This window comes from Actinomadura graeca, assembly GCF_019175365.1.
GTDB lineage: Bacteria > Actinomycetota > Actinomycetes > Streptosporangiales > Streptosporangiaceae > Spirillospora > Spirillospora graeca.
The window spans coordinates 8,409,126-8,427,417 of record NZ_CP059572.1 but is presented as its reverse complement, the minus strand read 5'-3'; the positions used below and the strand labels follow the sequence as shown (position 1 = coordinate 8,427,417).

Here is an 18,292-nt window from a genome sequence, read left to right as displayed (position 1 = left end):
GCAGATGAGGCGACGTGGTGTGACGGGCCAGGTCGACCGAAGTACGCCCACGGCCCGGTCCGCGAACCATCGCGTGAGCGCAGCATTCGCCCCGCAAAGGGGCAGGCGAACCGCACTGCGGTCAGGAGAGCGGCTCGCGCAATGGCGCCGTTTCACAACCACTGCGACTGCTCGGCACTTAACTTTCCGGCGCGCGCTGCTGGAAATTATCTTCAATGCCCAAGCGCGGGCCCGGAGATCACCCGGGACAGATGCTCCCCTTGACCGCTTCCGGTCGATTTCCTTTCTCGCAGCCAAGGACGCGACGCGCCCGTGACACAGCAGTCGCTTCCGCGGCAACCAGATGGAAACCGGGAAGGAACCGACCGAAAACCGCAGCCCCTTAAAGTGACAGCGCTATTGACAGTCATGACATGAGTGGTTGAGGAACCAGAGGGCACCGATGCCTGGGAGAGACGATGCAGATCTCAATGCTCGGCGAGAGCCTCGTCATCAAGGACGACCACGGCCGCAACGTGCTTCCACAAACCAGGCGAAGGCAACAACGCCTGCGCGGCCTGCTGTGCGCCTTGTCTTTTGAGGACTGGGCGATGACGGCACGGCAGCTCAAGGCACTGGTCTGGGCGCACGAAGACTACCGCGACCTCACCTCCGCACTCACCAGCCTGATCTACGACGCACGCCGGCTACTGCCACCCGATCGCCTGATCACCACCTCAGGCGCTGACGGCACACGCCGCTACCGGATCCAGCGGCGATCAGGCGACCGCGTCGACGTCGACCAGTTCAGGACCGCGTACGAGCTGGCGCAGCAGGCATGCCGCACCGGTGACCTCGACACAGCGGCGCGACATTACGGGAAGGCGCTGGCCCTGTGGCACACCGACCAGCCCACGCCTCTGGGAGACCTCCCCGAGGCCATGAGCGGCCACCGCGAGAAGCTACTGGCACAGCGCCGCCACGCCAGCGAAGCCTATGCCGAGACCCGGCTCGCGCTCGGCCAGCACACCACCGCCCTCGCCGAGGAGATCAGCGCCCTCATCCGCAACCAGCCGGCCAACACCCGTCTGCACCACCTGCGGATCCTCACTCTGCATCGATCCGGGCGGCCAGCGGAGGCTCTTCTGGCCTACCGCGAGGCGGCACAGGCGCTACAGCAGCTGCCCGGATCAGATCTCGAACGGCTGCGCGACAGGATCGTCGCCGATGACCCTGCACTGGCCTGGCAGCAACACAGCCAACCCTGATGACCGCAACGCCATGACCTGGCAACGAGACCGGTCAAGCGCACCGGGGCCAGCGACAGCGACCGGCGGCTGGCTCGAGGACTCAAGCCCGACCTACGAACCGCCCACGACCAGCCGCGCTCCTCTTGCGGCATCGCCGCCTACCTGGCCCCCAGCCCCCGAGGGCGCGCCCTGCACACCACCCCCGGCACCTGCCGGAACGGCAACGTCAAGGCCTGTGCACACCCCTGGCCGCGGCAGTCAGTCGCCGAATCAGGAATATGCGAGCGGCGGCCTCTCAGCATACGAACCGCCACCACATGGAATCGAAGGTCGAACCTGCGCAAGCAGGCGGCGGGATGATTGGGTGATCGCTGTGACCGCTTTCAAAAAGATCAGTGAGATCTCTAGCAGCACCTGGCTCTTTCGATACAACAAGATGCGCGAGCATGCGAGGTGGATAGAAACACTTGATCCATGCAGCCAGCACGATGGGGGCCGGGCGGCGATGGAGGCGCTGCTGTATGTGTACAACGGGTTGGCGGAGTGGAGCTATGCCGACCCGGCCGAGGCGGCAGTGCTCCAGGCCCGGGTCCGGCGACCGGAGCTGATCGACCTCCTACACGGCCAGCGCGCCCAGGGCACGCTCATGTGCTACGCCGGCGAAGGCCAGAGCTACGCACTGCGAGGCCGGGTCGACGGCTACCGGCAGGCCTGCGAACACCGTTCCGCGATCAAACTGCTAATAGACGACTTCGAAGAGGTCATCATCGACCAGTTCACCCAGGAAGAACTCGAAGACCTCGATGAGGAACTGCGTGATGCGGCCGACGACGCCACCCCCGTGCACCGGCGACAGATCCCCTCCTGGGCACCACGGTCGCACTGGTGGTGGTGGAAACCTGATCACATCGACATGAGCATGAGCGAGTACGGCAACCGCATCTACGCAGGCGACCTCGAAGATGGCGCCTCGGCGTTCGCCGAGGTGTTGCGTTGCGGCGACCAGGAATGCTGGTGCTACACCGCACCTGCGTGATGGAACACGGAACGGGCATCACGCAATGGATCCCCGGTGACCTCCGTCGCAGGCTTCTTATTGTGGCTGAGCTGCCAACATGAGGATTGATTGCTGTCAAAGGGCTCGTGTTGCACGCCGGCGCTGGGTTGCTCGCTATCTTGGAACCGGCGCCGCATTCCTCGTGGACAACGTCCACGAACGGCCTGTTCACGGTCGACCCGAATCGGCCGCGTTCAGGTGTCCCTACCGGCACCAGCGCTGGTAGGCGCTCACCAGCCCGTCCCAGAGATTCCGCAGACCCGACTGCTTGACCTCGGTCTCGGTCCCGGTGGGCCGGTGGGTGGCCAGAACGTGGGAGTCGCCCAGCCTCAGGGCACCCGGAACAAGCCGTCCCGTGTGTTGGTGACGCTGCCCGCGGGGCCTCCGTCGGCTCCGGCCCCGCTGACCCTCATCTGGTGTTCCGCAGTATCGCGGCGAGGCGGTGGGCGCCGTCGGCGCGCGGGTGGCACTGCACGAGGTCGACGGCGATCTGGCGGATGCTGGGGCGGGCGGTGACCTCGCCGGGGGCCTGGTGATAGGCGGCGAGCAGGGCGTGGGCGGCCTGGTCGGGCCTGCCCCACTGCCACCAGGCGCGGGCCATGTCGGTGTGCAGGCGCCCGCGGCGTTCGGGAGTGGGGAACTGGCTGGGGTGCAGGTCGGTTCCGGCGTCGATGGCGGTACCTGCGTCGCCGAGGGACCAGTGGACTCCAACCTTGTAGAGGGTGACCTGGGCCGGGGTGATGGTGAACGGCTGGCCGGCGACGGGGTGGTCAGGGAGGCGGGCGGCGGCTTTGCCTGCGTCGGCGATGAGCTCGAGGGCACGGGCGCGGTCGCCGGCCTGGGCGGCGTTATAGGCGCAGGTGGCGAGCATCTGCGCGTACGCGGCGGCCTGGGCCTGCGTCGTCAGGCCGGTGGCGTCCAGCCGGTCGGCAGCGGTGAGGGTGACGCGGTCGGCGAGAGCGCGCCGGTCTTCGTGACGGAGGACTATGCCCAGGCAGCGCGCCGAGGCCGCCATCGCGATGGGTGACCCAGACAGCGCCGCCGCTGTGGTGGCGCGGTCCGCGGTGATCCGGCTGGCCGGATAGCTGCCGATCTTGTTGAGGGTCTCGGTGGCCACGTCGTAGCAACCGGCCAACAAGGCGAACGCTTCTGGGGCGCGGCTGCTTTCGGCGGCGTGGTTGGCGGATGCCAGCAGGTCGGGCAGTTCGGCGATGAGACGGGTGAGGCTGCCGGTGTCGAACTGACGGCGGGCTCTGGCTAGCCGTGCGGTGAGCTGCGCCTGGCTGGGCGGGGTCTTGGGTTCAGGGAGTATGGCCAGGGCGTCGTCCAGGCCGGTGAGCAGGGTGAGCGGGACGGCGAGCCCGGCGGTCATCAGCGTGCGGCGGCGCATCGCATCATCGGTTTCTGCTGGACGGCTGACGGTTGGAGCCACGGTAACGGGCGGGGCGGTGGTGATGCCCACAAGCTCGCCAAGCAGATCGAGGGGAACGCCTGCCGCGGTGGCCACCCGGCGGAGCATGTCCAGGTCGGTTCCGGCACGCCGCCCGGTCTCCATGCGGGAGATGGTGGAGGCCGAGTAGCCGCATTCCTCGCCCAGGTCGGACAGGCGCCAGCCACGCTCCTGGCGCGCCAGGCGAATCGCGCCGCCGACGTCGCGGGCTTTGATGATGGCGCGGGCACGGCGCGAACTCCACAGGGCGTCGCGTGCTGCCATCGCGGAGCCCCCGGGAGGTCGGAGAGGGCGGACACAGCGGACTCGCCACTACCGTACGGCGCGGCAGTCCCGTCGACCAGAGCGCTTGCAGAACCTGCAAACGGCGTGCGAATCGCAGTCGAAAGACTCCCCTTGGGGTGCATTGTCGCGCCTAATGAGGCGCATACGTGCCACATTCGGGCACACTGTCGGCAGAGGAGCCCCCCGTGGACCTACGGTTTATCGGCATCGACCCCAACACCGGTGACGGCCACTGCCCGGCCGTGTTCCTCGACCACGACAGCGGCGACCTGGTCCTGGTGGCCAAGAAGGTCACCGACCCGGGTGACCACGCGCAGATCCTGGAGCACACGCCGATCGGCGAGGACGAGAGGGTGGTCAGGATGCCGGCGCGGATGCGGGACATCATCTTGAAGGCCCTTCTGGGAGAGGAGCACGGTGATGACGACGGAGCAGACGGCGGACCTGCCGCCGTTCGGTGAGCTGCTGGCCCGGTGCGAGCGCTCGGTGGTGCATCTGGAGATGCGCGACACCTACGCCGACCCGGTCGAAGACGAGCGGGTGGCCGCGTGGCGGGCCGGGCACCGCGACGACCCCGCCGACCCCGCGTCCTGGTGGCGGCCCTTCCATCAGGACATCGCTGACACCATCGCCCGCGGCGTCAGTGTGCAACGGGCCCGGATCGTGTCCGAGCCGATCACCGAGTATGTCCGCTTCGAGTACGACACCACCTTCCAGAACCTGGCCTCGGGTGAGGGCGTGCGGTGGCTGCCCCGCCGCCGCGCGTCCCGGCTGGCGCTGCCCGGCAACGACTTCTGGTTGTTCGATGACCACACCATCCGCTGGCACTACTTCGCCGGTGACGGGACCTGGCTGGAGGACGAACTGGACCACGACGCGGCCGCCATCAAGCTGTGCGCCGAGTCGTTCGAGGCCGTCTGGGGCCTGGCGATCCCGCATTCGGCCTACACCCCGCACTGAGCAGCGATAGCGCCCGCCCGCGATGCCCGTATCCCCGTCCCCGTCCCCGTCCGCCCAGGCAGCCCGCCAGGCCGTCGCCGACCAGCTTCGTGACATCCGCACAGGTGCGGGGATGAAGGCGATCGTGCTGGCAGATCGGGCGGGCTGGGACCGCACGAAGGTCAGCAAACTCGAGCACGCCGTCCGCGCCGCCTCCGCCGACGACATCGCGACCTGGTGCCGGATCTGCGGTGCCGAGGACCAAGCCGCCGACCTGATCGCCAAAGCCCGCGAGGCCGACTCGATGTACCTGGAGTGGCGGCGGGCGCACCGCACCGGGCTGCGCCGCCTGCAGGCTTGGCGCCAGCCGCTGTTCGAGCAGACCGAGCTTATGCGGGTGTACTGCTGCAACGTCGTCCCCGGCCTGTTCCAGACCCCCGCGTACGCGACCGCGCTCCTGCATGCCGTGACCGAGTTCCAGGGCACCCCCAACGACGTGGACGCCGCGGTGCAGGCCCGGCTGGACCGCTCGCACGTCATCTACAAGGCCGGGCACCGGTTCTCGGTGGTCATCGAGGAAGAGGTGCTGCGGCACCGCATCGGCGACGCCGACACGATGGCCGGGCAACTGGGCCACCTGCTGGCGGTGATGTCGCTGCCGGCGGTGTCGCTGGGCGTCATCCCGTTCGCCGGGCCCGCGCGCCAGATCTGGCCGGTGCCGACCTTCGACGTCTTCGACGACAAGCGCGTGCACATCGAGCTGCTGTCGGCGACGGTGACCATCACCGCGCCCACCGAGGTCGGCGTCTACGTCAAGGCGCACACCCGGCTCGCCGAGATGGCCGTCTACGGGGCCACCGCTCGAGGGCTCATCACGACAGCAATCGACGCGCTCGACTAGGTGCTCGCCACATTCGGGCACATACGTGGACCATGCCCTGTCTCCAGCGTAAGTGTCAGGTGACACTTTCCTGACGATGCGTTCGGAGGGCCGCCATGGGCACCCGAGGCCGCCACACTTCCGCAGCACGCCGAGTCGGCCACCCGGACGGTCACCGGGCCGACCGCCGGGCTGTCGACCAGACCGACCAGACCGTTGTGCCGCCAGCGTCCGGGCGTGACCCGGACGAGGCGCAGCAGCTGGAGAACCTTCGGGTCACCGTGGGACGACAGGATCCGGAGCTGTACGCCAAGCTGGTCCGCCCTGCGGGCAAGCCGCCGTTCCTGCGGCTCCTCAACCGCGCGGCCGGGGACCTCGCCGAGGACGTCTCGGTCCGGGCCGGTGCGACGGCCTGCGACCCGAGCAACTTCTTGTGGTCGTGGGGCCAGGTCATCGGCCCGGTGAGCGACCTGGACGGCTCCGCCGCGTCGCTGCGCAAGGTGCTGGCGACGCATCCCCAGGACCAGTGATGCGTCACCGTCGCCACGGCACACCACCGGCGCCCGGACGCATTCGGTCGGCCGCCAGCACCCCGCACCGGCGCAGCCCAGAACCCACGATCCCTGCGGGCAAGAGCCCGTCCTTGACCGACCAGCACGGCGAGTCGGCCGCGGAAGAACGGCCACCGAACCCGGCCACGCTCTTGCGGCGGTTCCAGGCCGCCCACCCGGACTGGACGTTCCAGCACGACGCCCCATCCGGCCGGTGGATCGCCGCGCGCGGCCACGACCTGACCTTGATCCGGTGCGCGCCGGTCGCGCTGCGGTTGGCGATCGACACGGCCGACAAGCGCGCGCGTCCCTGAAGGCGTCACCGGGGCCAGCGCCCGAACGGCCGCCTCACTGCTCATACCCCTTGCTGCTCCCCTTTTCCTGGTTCGCGATGGGAGATCGCCATGCCTGAAGCACCGCGCACCGCGATCGGCAGACTGATCCTCGGCATCGAGCACGCCACCGGTCTCCGCCTCCAAGAAGCCGCCTTCGAGGCGATACCGCTTACCGAACCGGCCTGCCTCGCCGAGGCCATCAGCGGCCACCTCAGCGACGACAGCGGGGGCTGGGAGGTCGTGGTAACCGGAACCCTGGACCGCCGCCTGGCCCTCATCGAGCACGACGCCGACCACGACATCGGCCACGCCCGGGATGCACGGGCCGATGCCGCCTCCACCTGGACGGTGGTGGACCTGTCCGGGCAGCCACACCGAACGCGAGCCTGGCCATCGTGGACCGCTGGTCGGCTGACCCTCGACGACCCGGCCGGATGGCTGTCAGCGGCGACGGTGACCGCCGGGGGCGCGGCCCGGCTGCTGTCACCCAAGCTGCTGCTGGTGGCGCTCTACCACCCCGAGTACTTCCCGCTGCCGCGCTTCCCCCTAGGCATCTCCGGCCTGGCCCGCGCCGCCCGTGCCACGCTGCTCGGCCAGGTCGACCTGATGGACATGCAGCTCGGCCACAGCCTGGACGATGTCCTGGAGCGCATCGCCGCCACCGAACCCGACATCGTCGGGGTGTCGGCGACCTTCGGCCAGCACGACCTGATGACCGCCCTGCTCGACCAGCTCACCACCCGGCTCGCCAACGGTCAGAACGGGCCGATGCTGGTCGCTGGCGGCAGCCTGACCGTCCGCAACGAGCGCCTGCTCCTGGACCGCTACCCACGCCTGCTGATCGCCCGCGGCGCCGGCGAACCCACCATCCAGGACGTCCTCGCGCTCTGGCATGGCGACCTGCCCCTCGACCATGTCCGCGGCATCGGCTACCACGACGCGCCCCCGGAATCGTCCACCTCGTGCGGTGGGGTGCTGCAGATCGGCAAGAGCGGGCAGGGCGCCCGCCGGACCGCCACGGTCGCCAACCGGCTCCAGACCGACATCTGGCCTGAGCTGGACCTGCTCCCCGAGACATTCCGCCACGGCGGGGTCGCCCAACTGGAATCCTCCCGCGGCTGCGTGAGCTTCTGCTCGTTCTGCCCCCGCGGCCACAAGGGCTCCTGGGCCGGTGCCGACCCCGACGATCTGACGTGGGTGCTGGGCGCCTACCGCGCGGTGTTCGACCAGTTTCCCGACATCCCGCCGATCCTCTACCTGGTCGATGAGGAGTTCATTGGCCGCGACGCCGACGCCATGCCTCGGGCGCTGCGCCTGGCCTCGGTGCTGCAGCAGGCCAAGCTGGAGTGGGAAACCTCCTGCCGCATCGACCAGGTCGCCCGGACGGACCGGGACCGGGACTGGCACCTGGGGCGCGCCGCCCTATGGCGCGCCCTGATCGCCCGTGGGCTGCGGCGCTGCCTGTTCGGTGTGGAGTCGGGGGTGACCTCGATCCTGCAACGGTTCAACAAGGAGACCACCGGCGAGCAGAACGCCCTGGCCATCCGCACCTTGTCCGCGCTGGGTGTGCCGACCCGCTTCACCTACATCACCTTCGACCAGCTCATGAGCCTGGACGAGCTGGCCGCCAGCCACGCCTTCCAGGGCCGCACCGATCTGCTGCTGCGGCCGCTGCCGCACCTGGACGTCGCCGCCATCGTCGACGGGGTCCGCGACGAGGCGTTCGTCGCCGAGCACGCTACCGGTGAGCCCTTCCACACCGCGATCAGCTACATGCTCGTCAGCATGGAGTGCCTGGTCGGCGCCGCCTACACCCGCCAGGCCGCCGCCCATGGATTGACCGGCGACGCCGATCCGATGATGGGCCGCGTCCAGGCCCGCTTCGCCGACCCGCGCATCGGGGTCGCCAGCCGGTGGGCGCAACTGTGGGTGGACCGCAGCTTCCCCTTCGACTACACCCTCAAGTCCCTGGAGAAGGTCCTCACCGGCTCGCCGCGCCGCCACGTGCACCAGATGCGCAGCATCCTCAAACACGCGGCCTCCGGCCTGCTGGGCGACATGCTGGCCCTTCTCACCAGCCCGGACGCGGCGGCACTGGACGAGCTCGACCGGGCCCTCCAGCGGCTCGCCCACCGTCGGCTCACCGACCTGATCGGTCAGATGACCCCGGCCGTCCCCGAGCTGTGCCGGGCCCTGCCCGACGATCGGGCCGCCGTCCTGGCCCGCGAGCACCACCGGTGGGCCACGCCAAGCCGGTGGCGGCTCATCAACGCCGCCGACCCCTGCAGCACATGACCCCGCACCCGAGGCCGGAGGACCCAACAGTGACGACCACGCTGGACCAGCGCCGCGTGCCGGGGCTGTCCCGTCCGGTATCGGTGATCGGCGCGGGCTGCTGGACCATCGGCGGCGCCGCCACCAACCAAGGGATCCCGATCGGCTGGGACCACGTCGACGCCGACCAGGCGCTGGCCGGGCTGGTCCGCGCCCACCAGCTCGGCGTCACCCTGTACGACACCGCCGACGTGTACGGGCTGGGCCGAAGCGAACGACTTCTCGGCCGCCTCCTGCAGGCCATCCCGCGCCATCAGGTCGTGGTGTCCAGCAAGGTCGGCTACTTCGCCGGCACCGCCGCGCACCCCTACCAGCCCGACCAGATGCGCCGCCAGCTCGACACCACCCTGGCCAACCTCGGCACCGACCGTCTGGACCTGTACTTCCTGCACAGCGACGACTTCGGCGATGATGACACGCATCTGCAGGCCGCCATCGGGCAGATGCGCGCCTTCCGCGATCAGGGCCTCGTCGGCACGATCGGGATGCGGGCGCCGCACGAATTCGCCGCCGAATGGGCCGACAGCCCCGAAACGGGCTGGCGCGGCGTGCAGGCTGCCCGGTTCCTGCACCTGTTCACCCAGATCCGGCCGGACGTGGTGACCGCCCGCTACAGCCTGCTGTCCCCGACCTACCGCGACGGCGAGACCGACATTTTCGCCTTCGCCCGCCACCACCGGTTCGGCGTGCTCATCAAGCAGGCCCTCGCCCAGGGGCTGCTGGTCACCGACCTTGACCGGCCCGCCGTCGCCTTCAGCAACGGCGACCACCGCAGCCGCGACCCGCTGTTCCGGCCTCCCGCCCGCGCCGGCATCGGCCACATCGTCCTGAGGCTCCGCGACCAGTTCGGCCCCGCGGGCCTGCACCGGGCCGTCCTACGGTACGCCATCGACCAGCACCCGGACGCGGCCGTACTGGTCGGGTTCCGCAACGCGGCCCAGATCCAGCAGACCGTCACCTGCCTCGGCGACCCGCTCACCGGCCAGGAACTGGCCGCCCTGCGGGCAACGGCCGAGACCGCGCGACGGCTTCTGCGCGGCGGCTCGGCCGACAGCCCCGAGGTAGGTCGCCGCCCGCCCTAGCCAGAGCCCGTACCGGCCTGCGCTGGTGCATCACCGGTAGCCGCCCATCGGCACCCGACGCATCGGCGCACCGTGGTCCGACGCCCGCACCACCAGCAGATCGTCACCTGGAGCTGACCGGGTCGGCGCTCGGAACCGATGATCGCTTTCGCTATTTGCGCCGGTCACCTCCGCAACATGCCAGCGGATTCATACCCGCCGTCACCACGACGCTCTAGGGTGCGGGGCACGGCCTCGGGCCGGTCCGCGCCTGGTTCACCCATCCACCCGAGTACAGGAAGGCACAACCGTGAAATACGTCGAGATCGAGCAGAAGTACCAGGTCGCCGACCCCGACGCCCTGCGGGCCGTTCTGGCCGACCGCGGCGGCAAGCCGAGCACGCCCGTACGCCAGGTCGACACCTACTACAACGCCCCGCACCGCGACTTCCTCGACACCCCGGTGGTCACCGACTGGCTGCGCGTCCGCCACACCGGCGACGGCTCCTCCCTGAACTTCAAGAAGTGGTACCTCGGCGACGACGGCAAGGCCACCCACTGCGACGAGTACGAGAGCGGCGTCACCGATCCTGAGGCCGTCCACCGCACCCTGCACGCCCTGGACTTCACCCAGATGATCAAAGTGGACAAGGTCCGCGAGGAGTGGACCCTGCCCGACGGCCAGGTCCTGATCGCCTTCGACACCCTCGCCGACGTCGGCGCGTTCGTGGAGTTCGAGTTCAAGGGCGACGCCGATTCCATCCCGGCCGCCATCACCGAGCTGACCGCCTTCATCGACGGGCTGGACGTCCCGCTCGGGGAACGGATCCACCGCGGCTACCCGCACATGCTCCTCGGCCGCGACCAGTAACCCATCTCGGCGGCTCTGGCCGACTCTCAAGCTGGTCCAGCCCGCCACGCTTCCGGGCTAGACCAGCTGGTCGAGGGCTCCCGCTCCGCTGACCTTCATGCAGTGGGCTGCCGGACCTGAATCTTCCTCTTGTGTGGTCGGCAGGCGTGGCCGGGGGTGTCGACCGAACCGAGCCCGTCGTGGCCAAGTGGGCTGGCTCCACGGTGACATCGTTGTAACGCCGTCTCCACAGGGCTGCGCGAATGACCTGCTGAGACGCCCCTGCGCGATCGGAGTCCCCAACCATCGCCCGTGGCCAGGTCATCAGAGGAACGAGTGGCTACTCGTCCCGGAAGTACGCGGCGGCCTTCTTGCGGATCTGGGTCAGACGTTTGGACACGGGGCTGTGGTTCCTGTAGCCCAAGAGATCTGCGATCTCGGTGAGCTTGGTGATCCCGCTGTGCAGCAGGACCACCACCTGCCGCTCGCGCGGATTCAGCAGAGCCAGGAAGTCGCCGTACACCAGGCCGTCAAGGATCTCGCTCTCGGGCCCCTGCACGGGGATGGTGTCGGTCAGCTCGACGAACCGCACGCCGATCTTGGACCGTTTGCTGTACAGCTTGCGTTCGAAGTCCTCCCGCGCGAACGACCAGTAGTCGGAGAAGTCGTCCTGCACGCGGTGCGACCGTACCGCTTCCAGGATGCCGCGCAGTTGGCCGTCGGCGTCGGCGTGCTCAACGGTCGCCCGCACCACCTCGGCGGCCTCGGCTTCGCCCCGCCAGAGATCGCTGCCCATCCGAGGGCTGGCCGCCACCGCGCCCTTCAGGAACGATCCGTCCTCCAGCGGAACCGGCCCCCCTTAACGGTGGCATCCACCCTTGGGAGACCGCCGAGAATGTCCTGGATGGCCGCGGTCACCGGCGGAATCCAGAAGTCCAGATTGTGAGCCAGCAGCCGGATCGGATCAGAGTCAGAAAAAGCACGCAGCGGCGAGCCGGAGACCAGCTGCCGCCACACCGTCGCCGCCCAGGCCCGCGATAGACGCTGTTCGAAGTCAGCGGGCAGGAACCGGTCGACCGGCTCGGTCTTCGCCACATACGGCCACTGCCCACAGCGCAGCGCTGGCATCTCGTACCGCTGGAGCGTCGAGTGAGACAGTAGGTGGAACAGCGGGGCGTACTCGTAGTGGCGGCTGGCCGTCCGTGGCACGAACACGACGTTCACATCACCGCGATCGGCGATCTCGTGCATGACCGGCGGGAGGTCGTCCTCGGAGAAGAAGCGGCGCCGGAGCTGCGCCGCTTCCCAGAGCAAGTTCCACTGCGCGACCATCACATCCAGCCGCACCCCGTCCTCATCCCTGATCCGGGGCATCGGCAGCGTGACGTACTCCGGCGGATCGGGTACGAGCGGACGGATCACGCGTCGGTAGATGTGTGCTGCGGACAAGTTCGTGGCGCGAGGGTAGAGTTCGGCGGTGACCGCCTCGGGCTCGGCGTAGAACTGCTCGCGCTGGAAGGCTTCGATTTCCGCGGCGGTGAGCTCGCGATCGTCGGTCATCGGCTCAGGACCTCGGTCGGTGGTGTCGGTCATGTCTACATCACGACACCAGCGGCCGTTTTCGTTCCACCGATTTGCGAGACGCTTCTGAGGTCCTCATGTACCAGCCCGCCGACAGCAACTGGTGGCTGGGGCGGCTGGTTAACGGCCAGCTGCAATCAGGTCCGCGCCCTGGTCACCCGCATCGACCGCGACCGGCAGCCGACGCCCCGGCTCGAAGCCCAGGACCTCGCCCATCTGCGGACGCTGGCGCGGGACACCGACACCGGTATCGCCCGCAAAGCCGTCGCGCTCGCTGCCTCGGTGCCTGGCCCGGAATCCCTGGAGATCCTCACCGAGGCCAGCACCAGCCCGCACGAGGAGATCAGGCTCACCGCCGCAGCCACCCTGTGGCGGTACGGCCCCAGCGCCGACGACCTCGCCCCGGCGCTGCTCCTGGACCCCGACCAGGGGGTGCGCCGCTTCGCGCTGCGCTCGCAGGCACGCCGCATCAGAGCACACCCCGGCACACCGCTGCCGGCACGCACCCGCGACGCCATCGATCTGGTGACGGCACGCGCCGCCCCCGCGCTGCGTCTGCTGGCAGCCAGCGTCGCGGCGCGATTGGAGGATGAGGAGCCCACCTCGGCGGAGGTGAGCGGCCTGCTGCAAAGCCCGCTGCTGAGCAGGGACGTCGCAGACGTCATCGGGCCGCAGGGCTCGGGACCGCTGCTGGAACTGATCCGCTCGGCTGATGCAGGCATCGCCGGTGACGCCACCGACGTCGCGAGCGAGATCGAGGGCGACCCCGCCGCCCTCCTGACGGCCGCGGCCCAGCACCCGGACGCGAGCGTCCGGATCCACGCGGGGCAGGCGCTGGCCCGCACTGGCCCGCCCGAGCTCGTGCTCCTCCTCCTTGACGACGACGAGGCCGCCGTCCGCCATCAGGCCCTCGCCGCGGTCCCCCGGCTTCCCGCCAGCCGGGAGCTTTCCGCCAAGCTGGCCCAGCTGAGCGCGCAGGATCCGGCCGAAAGCGTCCGCACACGAGCCCAGCGGGCGACTTCACCCCCAGCGGAGAACGGCCTATGACCCGGCCACCAGGAAGGCGCTGCGCCGCCCCGGCGGCTTCTGACCCTTTATGGCAGGCCACTGGCTTGACCCTCGACCTTGCGCGCCTGCACGATCAACTCCCGCGTGCTTGGAGTCCGCTGTCTTGACCGCCGGGCCGTCGCCGAATGCACTTCCGCCCCGCCCCCATTCGCCGTCCCCGCCTATTCAATGGACCAGAGCCGAACGGTTTCGTCTCCAGCGCCAACGGCGAGTCCCCGGCCCTTGGAAGCGAACTTCAGCACGATCACCGGCTCGCCCCCTGCGGCCAGGAAGGCGCGGTCGCGTTCACCGGACGTGACGTCCCAGACCGATACCACTGCCCTCCTCGGTCCCGTACCTCCCGGGGGCTGCCTGGAGCTTGCCTCTCCAGGCCAGGGTGGTCACCGGGCTACCAGGCGCGCGGGACGGCGGCCACCTCGGCCAGGTGACGCAAGCGGTGACCGGTCCAGCCGTGCCCGCGTCCAGGTCCGGGAGCTTCGGCACCAGGCACCGCAGGACCCTCCTCCGCCTCGGCGGTCGGGCGCGTACTCGGGTTCAGGCTCGGGTTGCCCGCCACCGGCCATCCCTTGGGAGGCGATCGCGGGGCGCACCACGACCACTCTGCCTCTACAGCCACAACTCAACTACTCATTGTAGTTACTCGGACTCGGAGGGTGTCAGGATGGTGGCCTTCGACATGAGGAGCCGTGATGTCCCCCCTCTGCTCACCTCCGAGCTCTACTGCCTCCGCCCGGTATGGCCGTGCCCGCGCCCTTCTCTTGAGAGGTCGCCGGGCCTCGCGTGCGATGCCACGGGCCGCCGCCCTCACAGGCAGCGCGGTGCTGGTGACGGGGGCATTGGCACTGGGCGCCGCAGCGCCTGCGTCGGCCTCGCCGCCTCCTGCGCGGCACGCCGCGCCGCACGCGCCGGCGGTCGCCTTCCAGGGCGGGCCGGGTGGCAGGGAGGCCGCGTACTCGGCGTCGGCGATCGTGCCGTCCTGCGAAGGGCAGGAATGGCTGTACCGCCCGCAGGCGAACACCTACATACCCGACCCGCGCCCGGGGGTGGGATACCGGTACCACATCGATGCGCAAGGACGCCCAGACCAAGGGCTGGCGAACAACTACTCCTTCCGGGCCGAACCGGGACAAGCAGACAACAAGTGCCGGGGTGATGTCGGCCATTACGGCGGCAAGGGATACCACGGCGGTCACCTGATCGGCTACGAGTCAAACGGCCCAACCTTCCGCGCGAACCTGGTACCGCAGTGGGGCCAGATCAACAGCGGAGTCTTCCAGGTCTTCGAGAAGGGAATCCGGGCCTGCGCCAGGACGAGTACCACTCCGGGCACGGTGGTGGAGACCTACTCGGTCCGGGTCACCTACGCCGCCACCACCACCGTGATCCCCAATGGCTTCACCGGGACCGCACGGGTCCACGTCGCAGGGGCCGCCTCGACCATCACCCAGCAGTTCCCCAACGCCCAGATCGACAATCAGCAAAGCCAGCAGATCAGAGACAGCATCAACACGCAGTTGCAGGCTGCCGGGTGCAAGTCGTAGACGGACCCCCTTTCCCGGAGTGTGGACGACCAGTCACTGCCAGGCCCCAACCCACCAGGGCGGCTTGGCGTGACCGGTCGTCAGGGCAGAAAGAACAGCCGCCCACGCCGACCACGTGACGGCCAAGCAGCTCACGCAGGGCACGGCCAGCCCCGTCTCCTGCTGTGCCGGGCCGGCACAATGCACGCGATCGCTTCTCACTCGAAATGACTGCCATCTCATGTGACTAACGAGCGCAAGGCGAGAACACTGAACCCTTTTCATCCGTGCTGGGCAGGTGCTGATCACGGCATGATCGCGATGCGGGCGTTCGGCCGCTGACACGAAGAAGCCCCTGGTAAACGGTTTGATCACCACAACCAGCACGTCCGAACCAGGGGCCCTGCATGCTTTTGTACCGTGCCGCCGTCGATTTGTCGCGCGCGACGCTGAACTGCCTGGCCGGACTGCTCCGGCGGAGTCGCAAAGCGATCAGGGCGCCTTGGCGACGGCTGAACGCCGGACGGCACACCCTGCTGGTGCTGGTCCACCTACGCAAAGGCGAGACCTTCACCGAACTCGCCGCCGGTTTTGAGGTCTCGGCCAGCACCGCCTGGCGCTACGTCGAGGAAGCGGTGACCCTGCTGCCAGCGCGCTCACCGAAGCTGACAGCGGCGTTGCGCAAAGCCCGCAAGGACGGGCTGCACGTGCCCGTACTGGACGGGACGCTCATCACCTGCGACCGGGTGCGCGCCGACCGGCCCTGCTACCCGGCCAAGCATCGCTGCCACGGCATGAACCTACAGGTCATTGCCGGACCCGACGGGACGATCCTGTAAACCTCGGGGACGCTGCCCGGCAGCACTCACCACCTGACCGCCGCCCGCATCCTGAAGCGCCCCGGGTTTGCTCGAGGCTAGATTGCTTGGAGAGGATCGAGTCATGGCACGTCTGTCCCCCTATCCCCTCGAGTTGCGTAACCGCGCGGTGCGGATGGTCACCGGGGTCCGTGCGGACTACGACACCGAGACCGCCGCGTTGCGGGCGGTGGCGGTGAAGCCGGGCATCCGCTCGCCCGAAACGCTGCGGAATTGGGTCCGCCAGGCCGAGGTCGATACCGGTCAGCGGGCGGGGACCACGACCGAGGAGGCCGCCGAGATCAAGCGGCTGCGCCGAGAGAACGCCGAACTCAAGCGCGCCAACGAGATCCTCAAGGCCGCGGCGGGTTTCTTCGCGGCCGGGCTCGACCGGCCACAGCGGTTCTCATAGCGTTCATCGACGCCTTCAAGCAGGTGTTCGGGGTCGAGCCGATCTGCCGCGTGCTGCGCGAGCACGGCGCGGCGATCGCCCGTTCTCGTACCGGCACAGCCTGGTGGTGTTGAGGACGAACCCCCGCGCCGTCATGCGGCGTGAAGGTTGGCGGCCAGCCCCTCCACCTGGGCCCGCGGACAGCCGCAGGCCCGCTGGCCTCTCGAGCGGATGGACTGCATTCGACCGCGCACCACGCCGCAATACAAAGGCTGCTCCGGGAGCAGAACCCTAGGCGTTTACAACGGTCATCGCCGACGCCGAAATGAAGTACATCACGCTGGGCTACTTTGCAGAGAGTGAAGTATTGGGCAGGAGCCACGATAATGCGAAGGCGGTGGTCAGCACGATCGCGGTGAGTAGGAAAACAGTCGCGATCGAGTCGGCGAATGCAGATCGGGTCGCGTGGTCAAGTCCCTGGTGGATGGCGTAGGGAGAGTCGGCCGAGGAGCTGGCGCTGCTGGTGGCTGCTGGTAGGCGAGTGTTGAGTCGGGTGGTGAATACCGCGCCGAGCAGGGCGATGCCGACAGTCCCGCCGAGGCCCCGGGCGGTGGAGATGGTGGAGGTAGCCGCCCCCAGGTCGCCAGCGGCGGTTGTGGCCTGCGCACCGACGAGCAGATTCTGGTAGATCACGCCGATGCCCAGGCCGAACAGCACCATGGCGGCGCTCGTGAGCAGGGTGCTGGTGTCGGTGTTCATAGCGGCGAGGGCGGTCATCGCCGCGGTGGCCAGGGCGGTGCCAGCCAGGACGACGGGACGGTAGCGGCCGATCCGGCTGACCAGTCTGCCGCCCAATGCCGACGACAGGGTCATGCCGCCCAGCAGGGGCAGCATCAGCAGCCCGGACCCGGTGGCATCTGTTCCCGAGGCCAGCTGCAGGAAGAGCGGCAGGAAGGTGGTGGCTGACCACATCGCGACACCGACCAGCGCCACGGTGATCGTTGCGAGCAGGAAGGTACGGTTGGTGAACAGCCGGGGCGGCAGCACTGGTTCGGCGGCTTTGCGTTCGAGCAGGATAAGTGCGATGAGTGAACCCAGGCCTGTGGCGGCTAGCCCGATGATGACCGGGGAGGCCCATGAGTAGGTGGTGCCAGCCCAGGAGGACAGCAGGGTCAGAGTGGTCACCAAACTAGCAAGCGCGGCCATGCCGGGGTAGTCGATGCGGTGGGGACTGACTCGCCGTGGCAGGTGCAGGTTCCGGGCGGCCAGCAAGATCGCCGCAGCGCCCAGCGGCAGGTTGATGAAAAAGATCCACCGCCAAGACACGTAGTCGGTCAGGAGGCCGCCCGCGACCGGCCCGCCGATGGAGGCAATCCCGAAGACCGCCCCGAACACGCCTTGCCACTGGGCGCGCTCGGCGGCGGGGGCGACGTCGGCGACGATGGCCATGCTCAATACGATCAGGCCGCCGGCACCGGCCCCTTGAAGAGCGCGGAAGACCAGCAACTGCTGGATCGAGGGCGCCAGGCCACATAATGCTGAGCCGAGAAGAAACAACACCAGCGACCATAGGTACAGCTTTCTGCGGCCGTACATGTCACTGAGCTTGCCGAACAGCGGTGTCGCTAGGCTGGAAGCCAGCATGAACGAGACGATCACCCACGATAGATCCTGGTATCCGCCCAGTTGGCGAGCGATCGTGGGCAGGGCAGTGGACATAATTGTCTGATCGAGCGCGGCCAGCAGGAGACTGACTGCTAGCGAGGAGATGACGGGTACCACCGCTGAGCGGTCCCGCCCGTTTAAGTCTGACTGTGGTCTGGTCACGGCGCCTCCGAACCAGACGTTCGATGGTGACTGACTGCCATGAGCAACCGTAGTCGATGCCGTCGGCAACGTGATGG

General features: G+C 68.8%; 17 protein-coding genes and 1 pseudogene. 14 read left to right on the top strand and 4 right to left on the bottom strand.

The window, feature by feature from the left end; all coding sequences use genetic code 11:
* Window positions 1–458 precede the first annotated feature (458 nt).
* Complete coding sequence (locus tag AGRA3207_RS37405; protein WP_231332098.1) at window positions 459–1,247, top strand: AfsR/SARP family transcriptional regulator; 789 nt, start codon at window positions 459–461, stop codon at window positions 1,245–1,247.
* 346 nt (window positions 1,248–1,593) lie between these two features.
* Window positions 1,594–2,265: a hypothetical protein gene (locus AGRA3207_RS37400; protein ID WP_231332097.1), complete on the top strand. Its 672-nt coding sequence runs from the start codon at window positions 1,594–1,596 to the stop codon at window positions 2,263–2,265.
* A gap of 430 nt (window positions 2,266–2,695) precedes the next feature.
* Here the strand turns inward: AGRA3207_RS37400 and AGRA3207_RS37395 are convergent, their stop codons facing one another.
* A complete protein-coding gene (locus AGRA3207_RS37395) occupies window positions 2,696–4,000 on the bottom strand; it encodes a helix-turn-helix domain-containing protein (RefSeq protein ID WP_231332096.1) in 1,305 nt (434 codons plus the stop codon).
* A gap of 206 nt (window positions 4,001–4,206) precedes the next feature.
* On the opposite strand from AGRA3207_RS37395, the gene AGRA3207_RS37390 reads away from it, so the two are divergent.
* The 8 genes from AGRA3207_RS37390 (at window position 4,207) to AGRA3207_RS37355 (ending at window position 10,992) form a co-directional block, all read left to right on the top strand.
* Window positions 4,207–4,482 carry a hypothetical protein gene (locus AGRA3207_RS37390; RefSeq protein WP_231332095.1) on the top strand — a complete coding sequence of 92 codons (276 nt, stop codon included), beginning with the start codon at window positions 4,207–4,209 and terminating at the stop codon, window positions 4,480–4,482.
* Window positions 4,442–4,981 carry a DUF6879 family protein gene (locus tag AGRA3207_RS37385; RefSeq protein ID WP_231332094.1) on the top strand — a complete coding sequence of 180 codons (540 nt, stop codon included), beginning with the start codon at window positions 4,442–4,444 and terminating at the stop codon, window positions 4,979–4,981. The genes AGRA3207_RS37390 and AGRA3207_RS37385 overlap by 41 nt, the downstream gene beginning before the upstream one ends.
* A gap of 112 nt (window positions 4,982–5,093) precedes the next feature.
* Window positions 5,094–5,861, top strand: a complete 768-nt coding sequence (locus AGRA3207_RS37380; protein WP_231332093.1) for a DUF5753 domain-containing protein — start codon at window positions 5,094–5,096, stop codon at window positions 5,859–5,861.
* 197 nt (window positions 5,862–6,058) lie between these two features.
* Window positions 6,059–6,370, top strand: a complete 312-nt coding sequence (locus tag AGRA3207_RS37375) for a hypothetical protein (RefSeq protein WP_231332092.1) — start codon at window positions 6,059–6,061, stop codon at window positions 6,368–6,370.
* 113 nt (window positions 6,371–6,483) lie between these two features.
* On the top strand, window positions 6,484–6,705 hold the full coding sequence (locus AGRA3207_RS37370; protein WP_231332091.1) for a hypothetical protein: 222 nt from the start codon (window positions 6,484–6,486) through the stop codon (window positions 6,703–6,705).
* 90 nt (window positions 6,706–6,795) lie between these two features.
* Window positions 6,796–9,021 carry a cobalamin-dependent protein gene (locus AGRA3207_RS37365; protein WP_231332090.1) on the top strand — a complete coding sequence of 742 codons (2,226 nt, stop codon included), beginning with the start codon at window positions 6,796–6,798 and terminating at the stop codon, window positions 9,019–9,021.
* A gap of 29 nt (window positions 9,022–9,050) precedes the next feature.
* Window positions 9,051–10,142: an aldo/keto reductase gene (locus AGRA3207_RS37360; protein WP_231332089.1), complete on the top strand. Its 1,092-nt coding sequence runs from the start codon at window positions 9,051–9,053 to the stop codon at window positions 10,140–10,142.
* Between the two features lie 289 nt (window positions 10,143–10,431).
* Window positions 10,432–10,992, top strand: a complete 561-nt coding sequence (locus tag AGRA3207_RS37355; RefSeq protein WP_231332088.1) for a class IV adenylate cyclase — start codon at window positions 10,432–10,434, stop codon at window positions 10,990–10,992.
* 319 nt (window positions 10,993–11,311) lie between these two features.
* On the opposite strand, the gene AGRA3207_RS37350 is transcribed toward AGRA3207_RS37355, so the two are convergent.
* A complete protein-coding gene (locus AGRA3207_RS37350) occupies window positions 11,312–11,767 on the bottom strand; it encodes a hypothetical protein (RefSeq protein WP_231332087.1) in 456 nt (151 codons plus the stop codon).
* Window positions 11,768–11,793: 26 nt separating this feature from the next.
* Window positions 11,794–12,564 (bottom strand): hypothetical protein, encoded by a 771-nt coding sequence (locus tag AGRA3207_RS37345; protein WP_231332086.1) that lies wholly within the window; start codon window positions 12,562–12,564, stop codon window positions 11,794–11,796.
* A gap of 270 nt (window positions 12,565–12,834) precedes the next feature.
* Between AGRA3207_RS37345 and AGRA3207_RS37340 the strand changes: the two genes are divergently transcribed.
* The 4 genes and pseudogenes from AGRA3207_RS37340 to AGRA3207_RS37325 all read left to right on the top strand — a co-directional run bounded on the left by AGRA3207_RS37340 (window position 12,835) and on the right by AGRA3207_RS37325 (window position 16,409).
* Window positions 12,835–13,599 carry a HEAT repeat domain-containing protein gene (locus tag AGRA3207_RS37340; protein WP_231332085.1) on the top strand — a complete coding sequence of 255 codons (765 nt, stop codon included), beginning with the start codon at window positions 12,835–12,837 and terminating at the stop codon, window positions 13,597–13,599.
* An 839-nt stretch (window positions 13,600–14,438) separates the two neighbouring features.
* On the top strand, window positions 14,439–15,161 hold the full coding sequence (locus AGRA3207_RS37335) for a DNA/RNA non-specific endonuclease (protein WP_231332084.1): 723 nt from the start codon (window positions 14,439–14,441) through the stop codon (window positions 15,159–15,161).
* A 386-nt stretch (window positions 15,162–15,547) separates the two neighbouring features.
* Window positions 15,548–15,976 (top strand): annotated as a pseudogene (locus AGRA3207_RS37330) (helix-turn-helix domain-containing protein); the annotation flags it as partial.
* A 106-nt stretch (window positions 15,977–16,082) separates the two neighbouring features.
* Window positions 16,083–16,409 (top strand): transposase, encoded by a 327-nt coding sequence (locus AGRA3207_RS37325; RefSeq protein WP_420830841.1) that lies wholly within the window; start codon window positions 16,083–16,085, stop codon window positions 16,407–16,409.
* A 324-nt stretch (window positions 16,410–16,733) separates the two neighbouring features.
* On the opposite strand, the gene AGRA3207_RS37320 is transcribed toward AGRA3207_RS37325, so the two are convergent.
* Entirely contained in the window at window positions 16,734–18,107 is a 1,374-nt protein-coding gene (locus tag AGRA3207_RS37320; protein ID WP_231336508.1) for a DHA2 family efflux MFS transporter permease subunit, read from the bottom strand.
* Window positions 18,108–18,292 lie beyond the last annotated feature (185 nt).

What these genes read in the sequence shown, in the direction of transcription:
- AGRA3207_RS37405 (WP_231332098.1), top strand. Translation starts at nt 459, where the DNA reads ATGCAGATCTCAATGCTCGGCGAGAGCCTCGTCATCAAGGACGACCAC.
- AGRA3207_RS37395 (WP_231332096.1), bottom strand. Translation starts at nt 4,000, where the DNA reads ATGGCAGCACGCGACGCCCTGTGGAGTTCGCGCCGTGCCCGCGCCATC.
- AGRA3207_RS37385 (WP_231332094.1), top strand. Translation starts at nt 4,442, where the DNA reads ATGACGACGGAGCAGACGGCGGACCTGCCGCCGTTCGGTGAGCTGCTG.
- AGRA3207_RS37380 (WP_231332093.1), top strand. Translation starts at nt 5,094, where the DNA reads ATGAAGGCGATCGTGCTGGCAGATCGGGCGGGCTGGGACCGCACGAAG.
- AGRA3207_RS37365 (WP_231332090.1), top strand. Translation starts at nt 6,796, where the DNA reads ATGCCTGAAGCACCGCGCACCGCGATCGGCAGACTGATCCTCGGCATC.
- AGRA3207_RS37350 (WP_231332087.1), bottom strand. Translation starts at nt 11,767, where the DNA reads ATGGGCAGCGATCTCTGGCGGGGCGAAGCCGAGGCCGCCGAGGTGGTG.
- AGRA3207_RS37345 (WP_231332086.1), bottom strand. Translation starts at nt 12,564, where the DNA reads ATGACCGACACCACCGACCGAGGTCCTGAGCCGATGACCGACGATCGC.
- AGRA3207_RS37325 (WP_420830841.1), top strand. Translation starts at nt 16,083, where the DNA reads ATGGCACGTCTGTCCCCCTATCCCCTCGAGTTGCGTAACCGCGCGGTG.
- AGRA3207_RS37320 (WP_231336508.1), bottom strand. Translation starts at nt 18,107, where the DNA reads ATGTCCACTGCCCTGCCCACGATCGCTCGCCAACTGGGCGGATACCAG.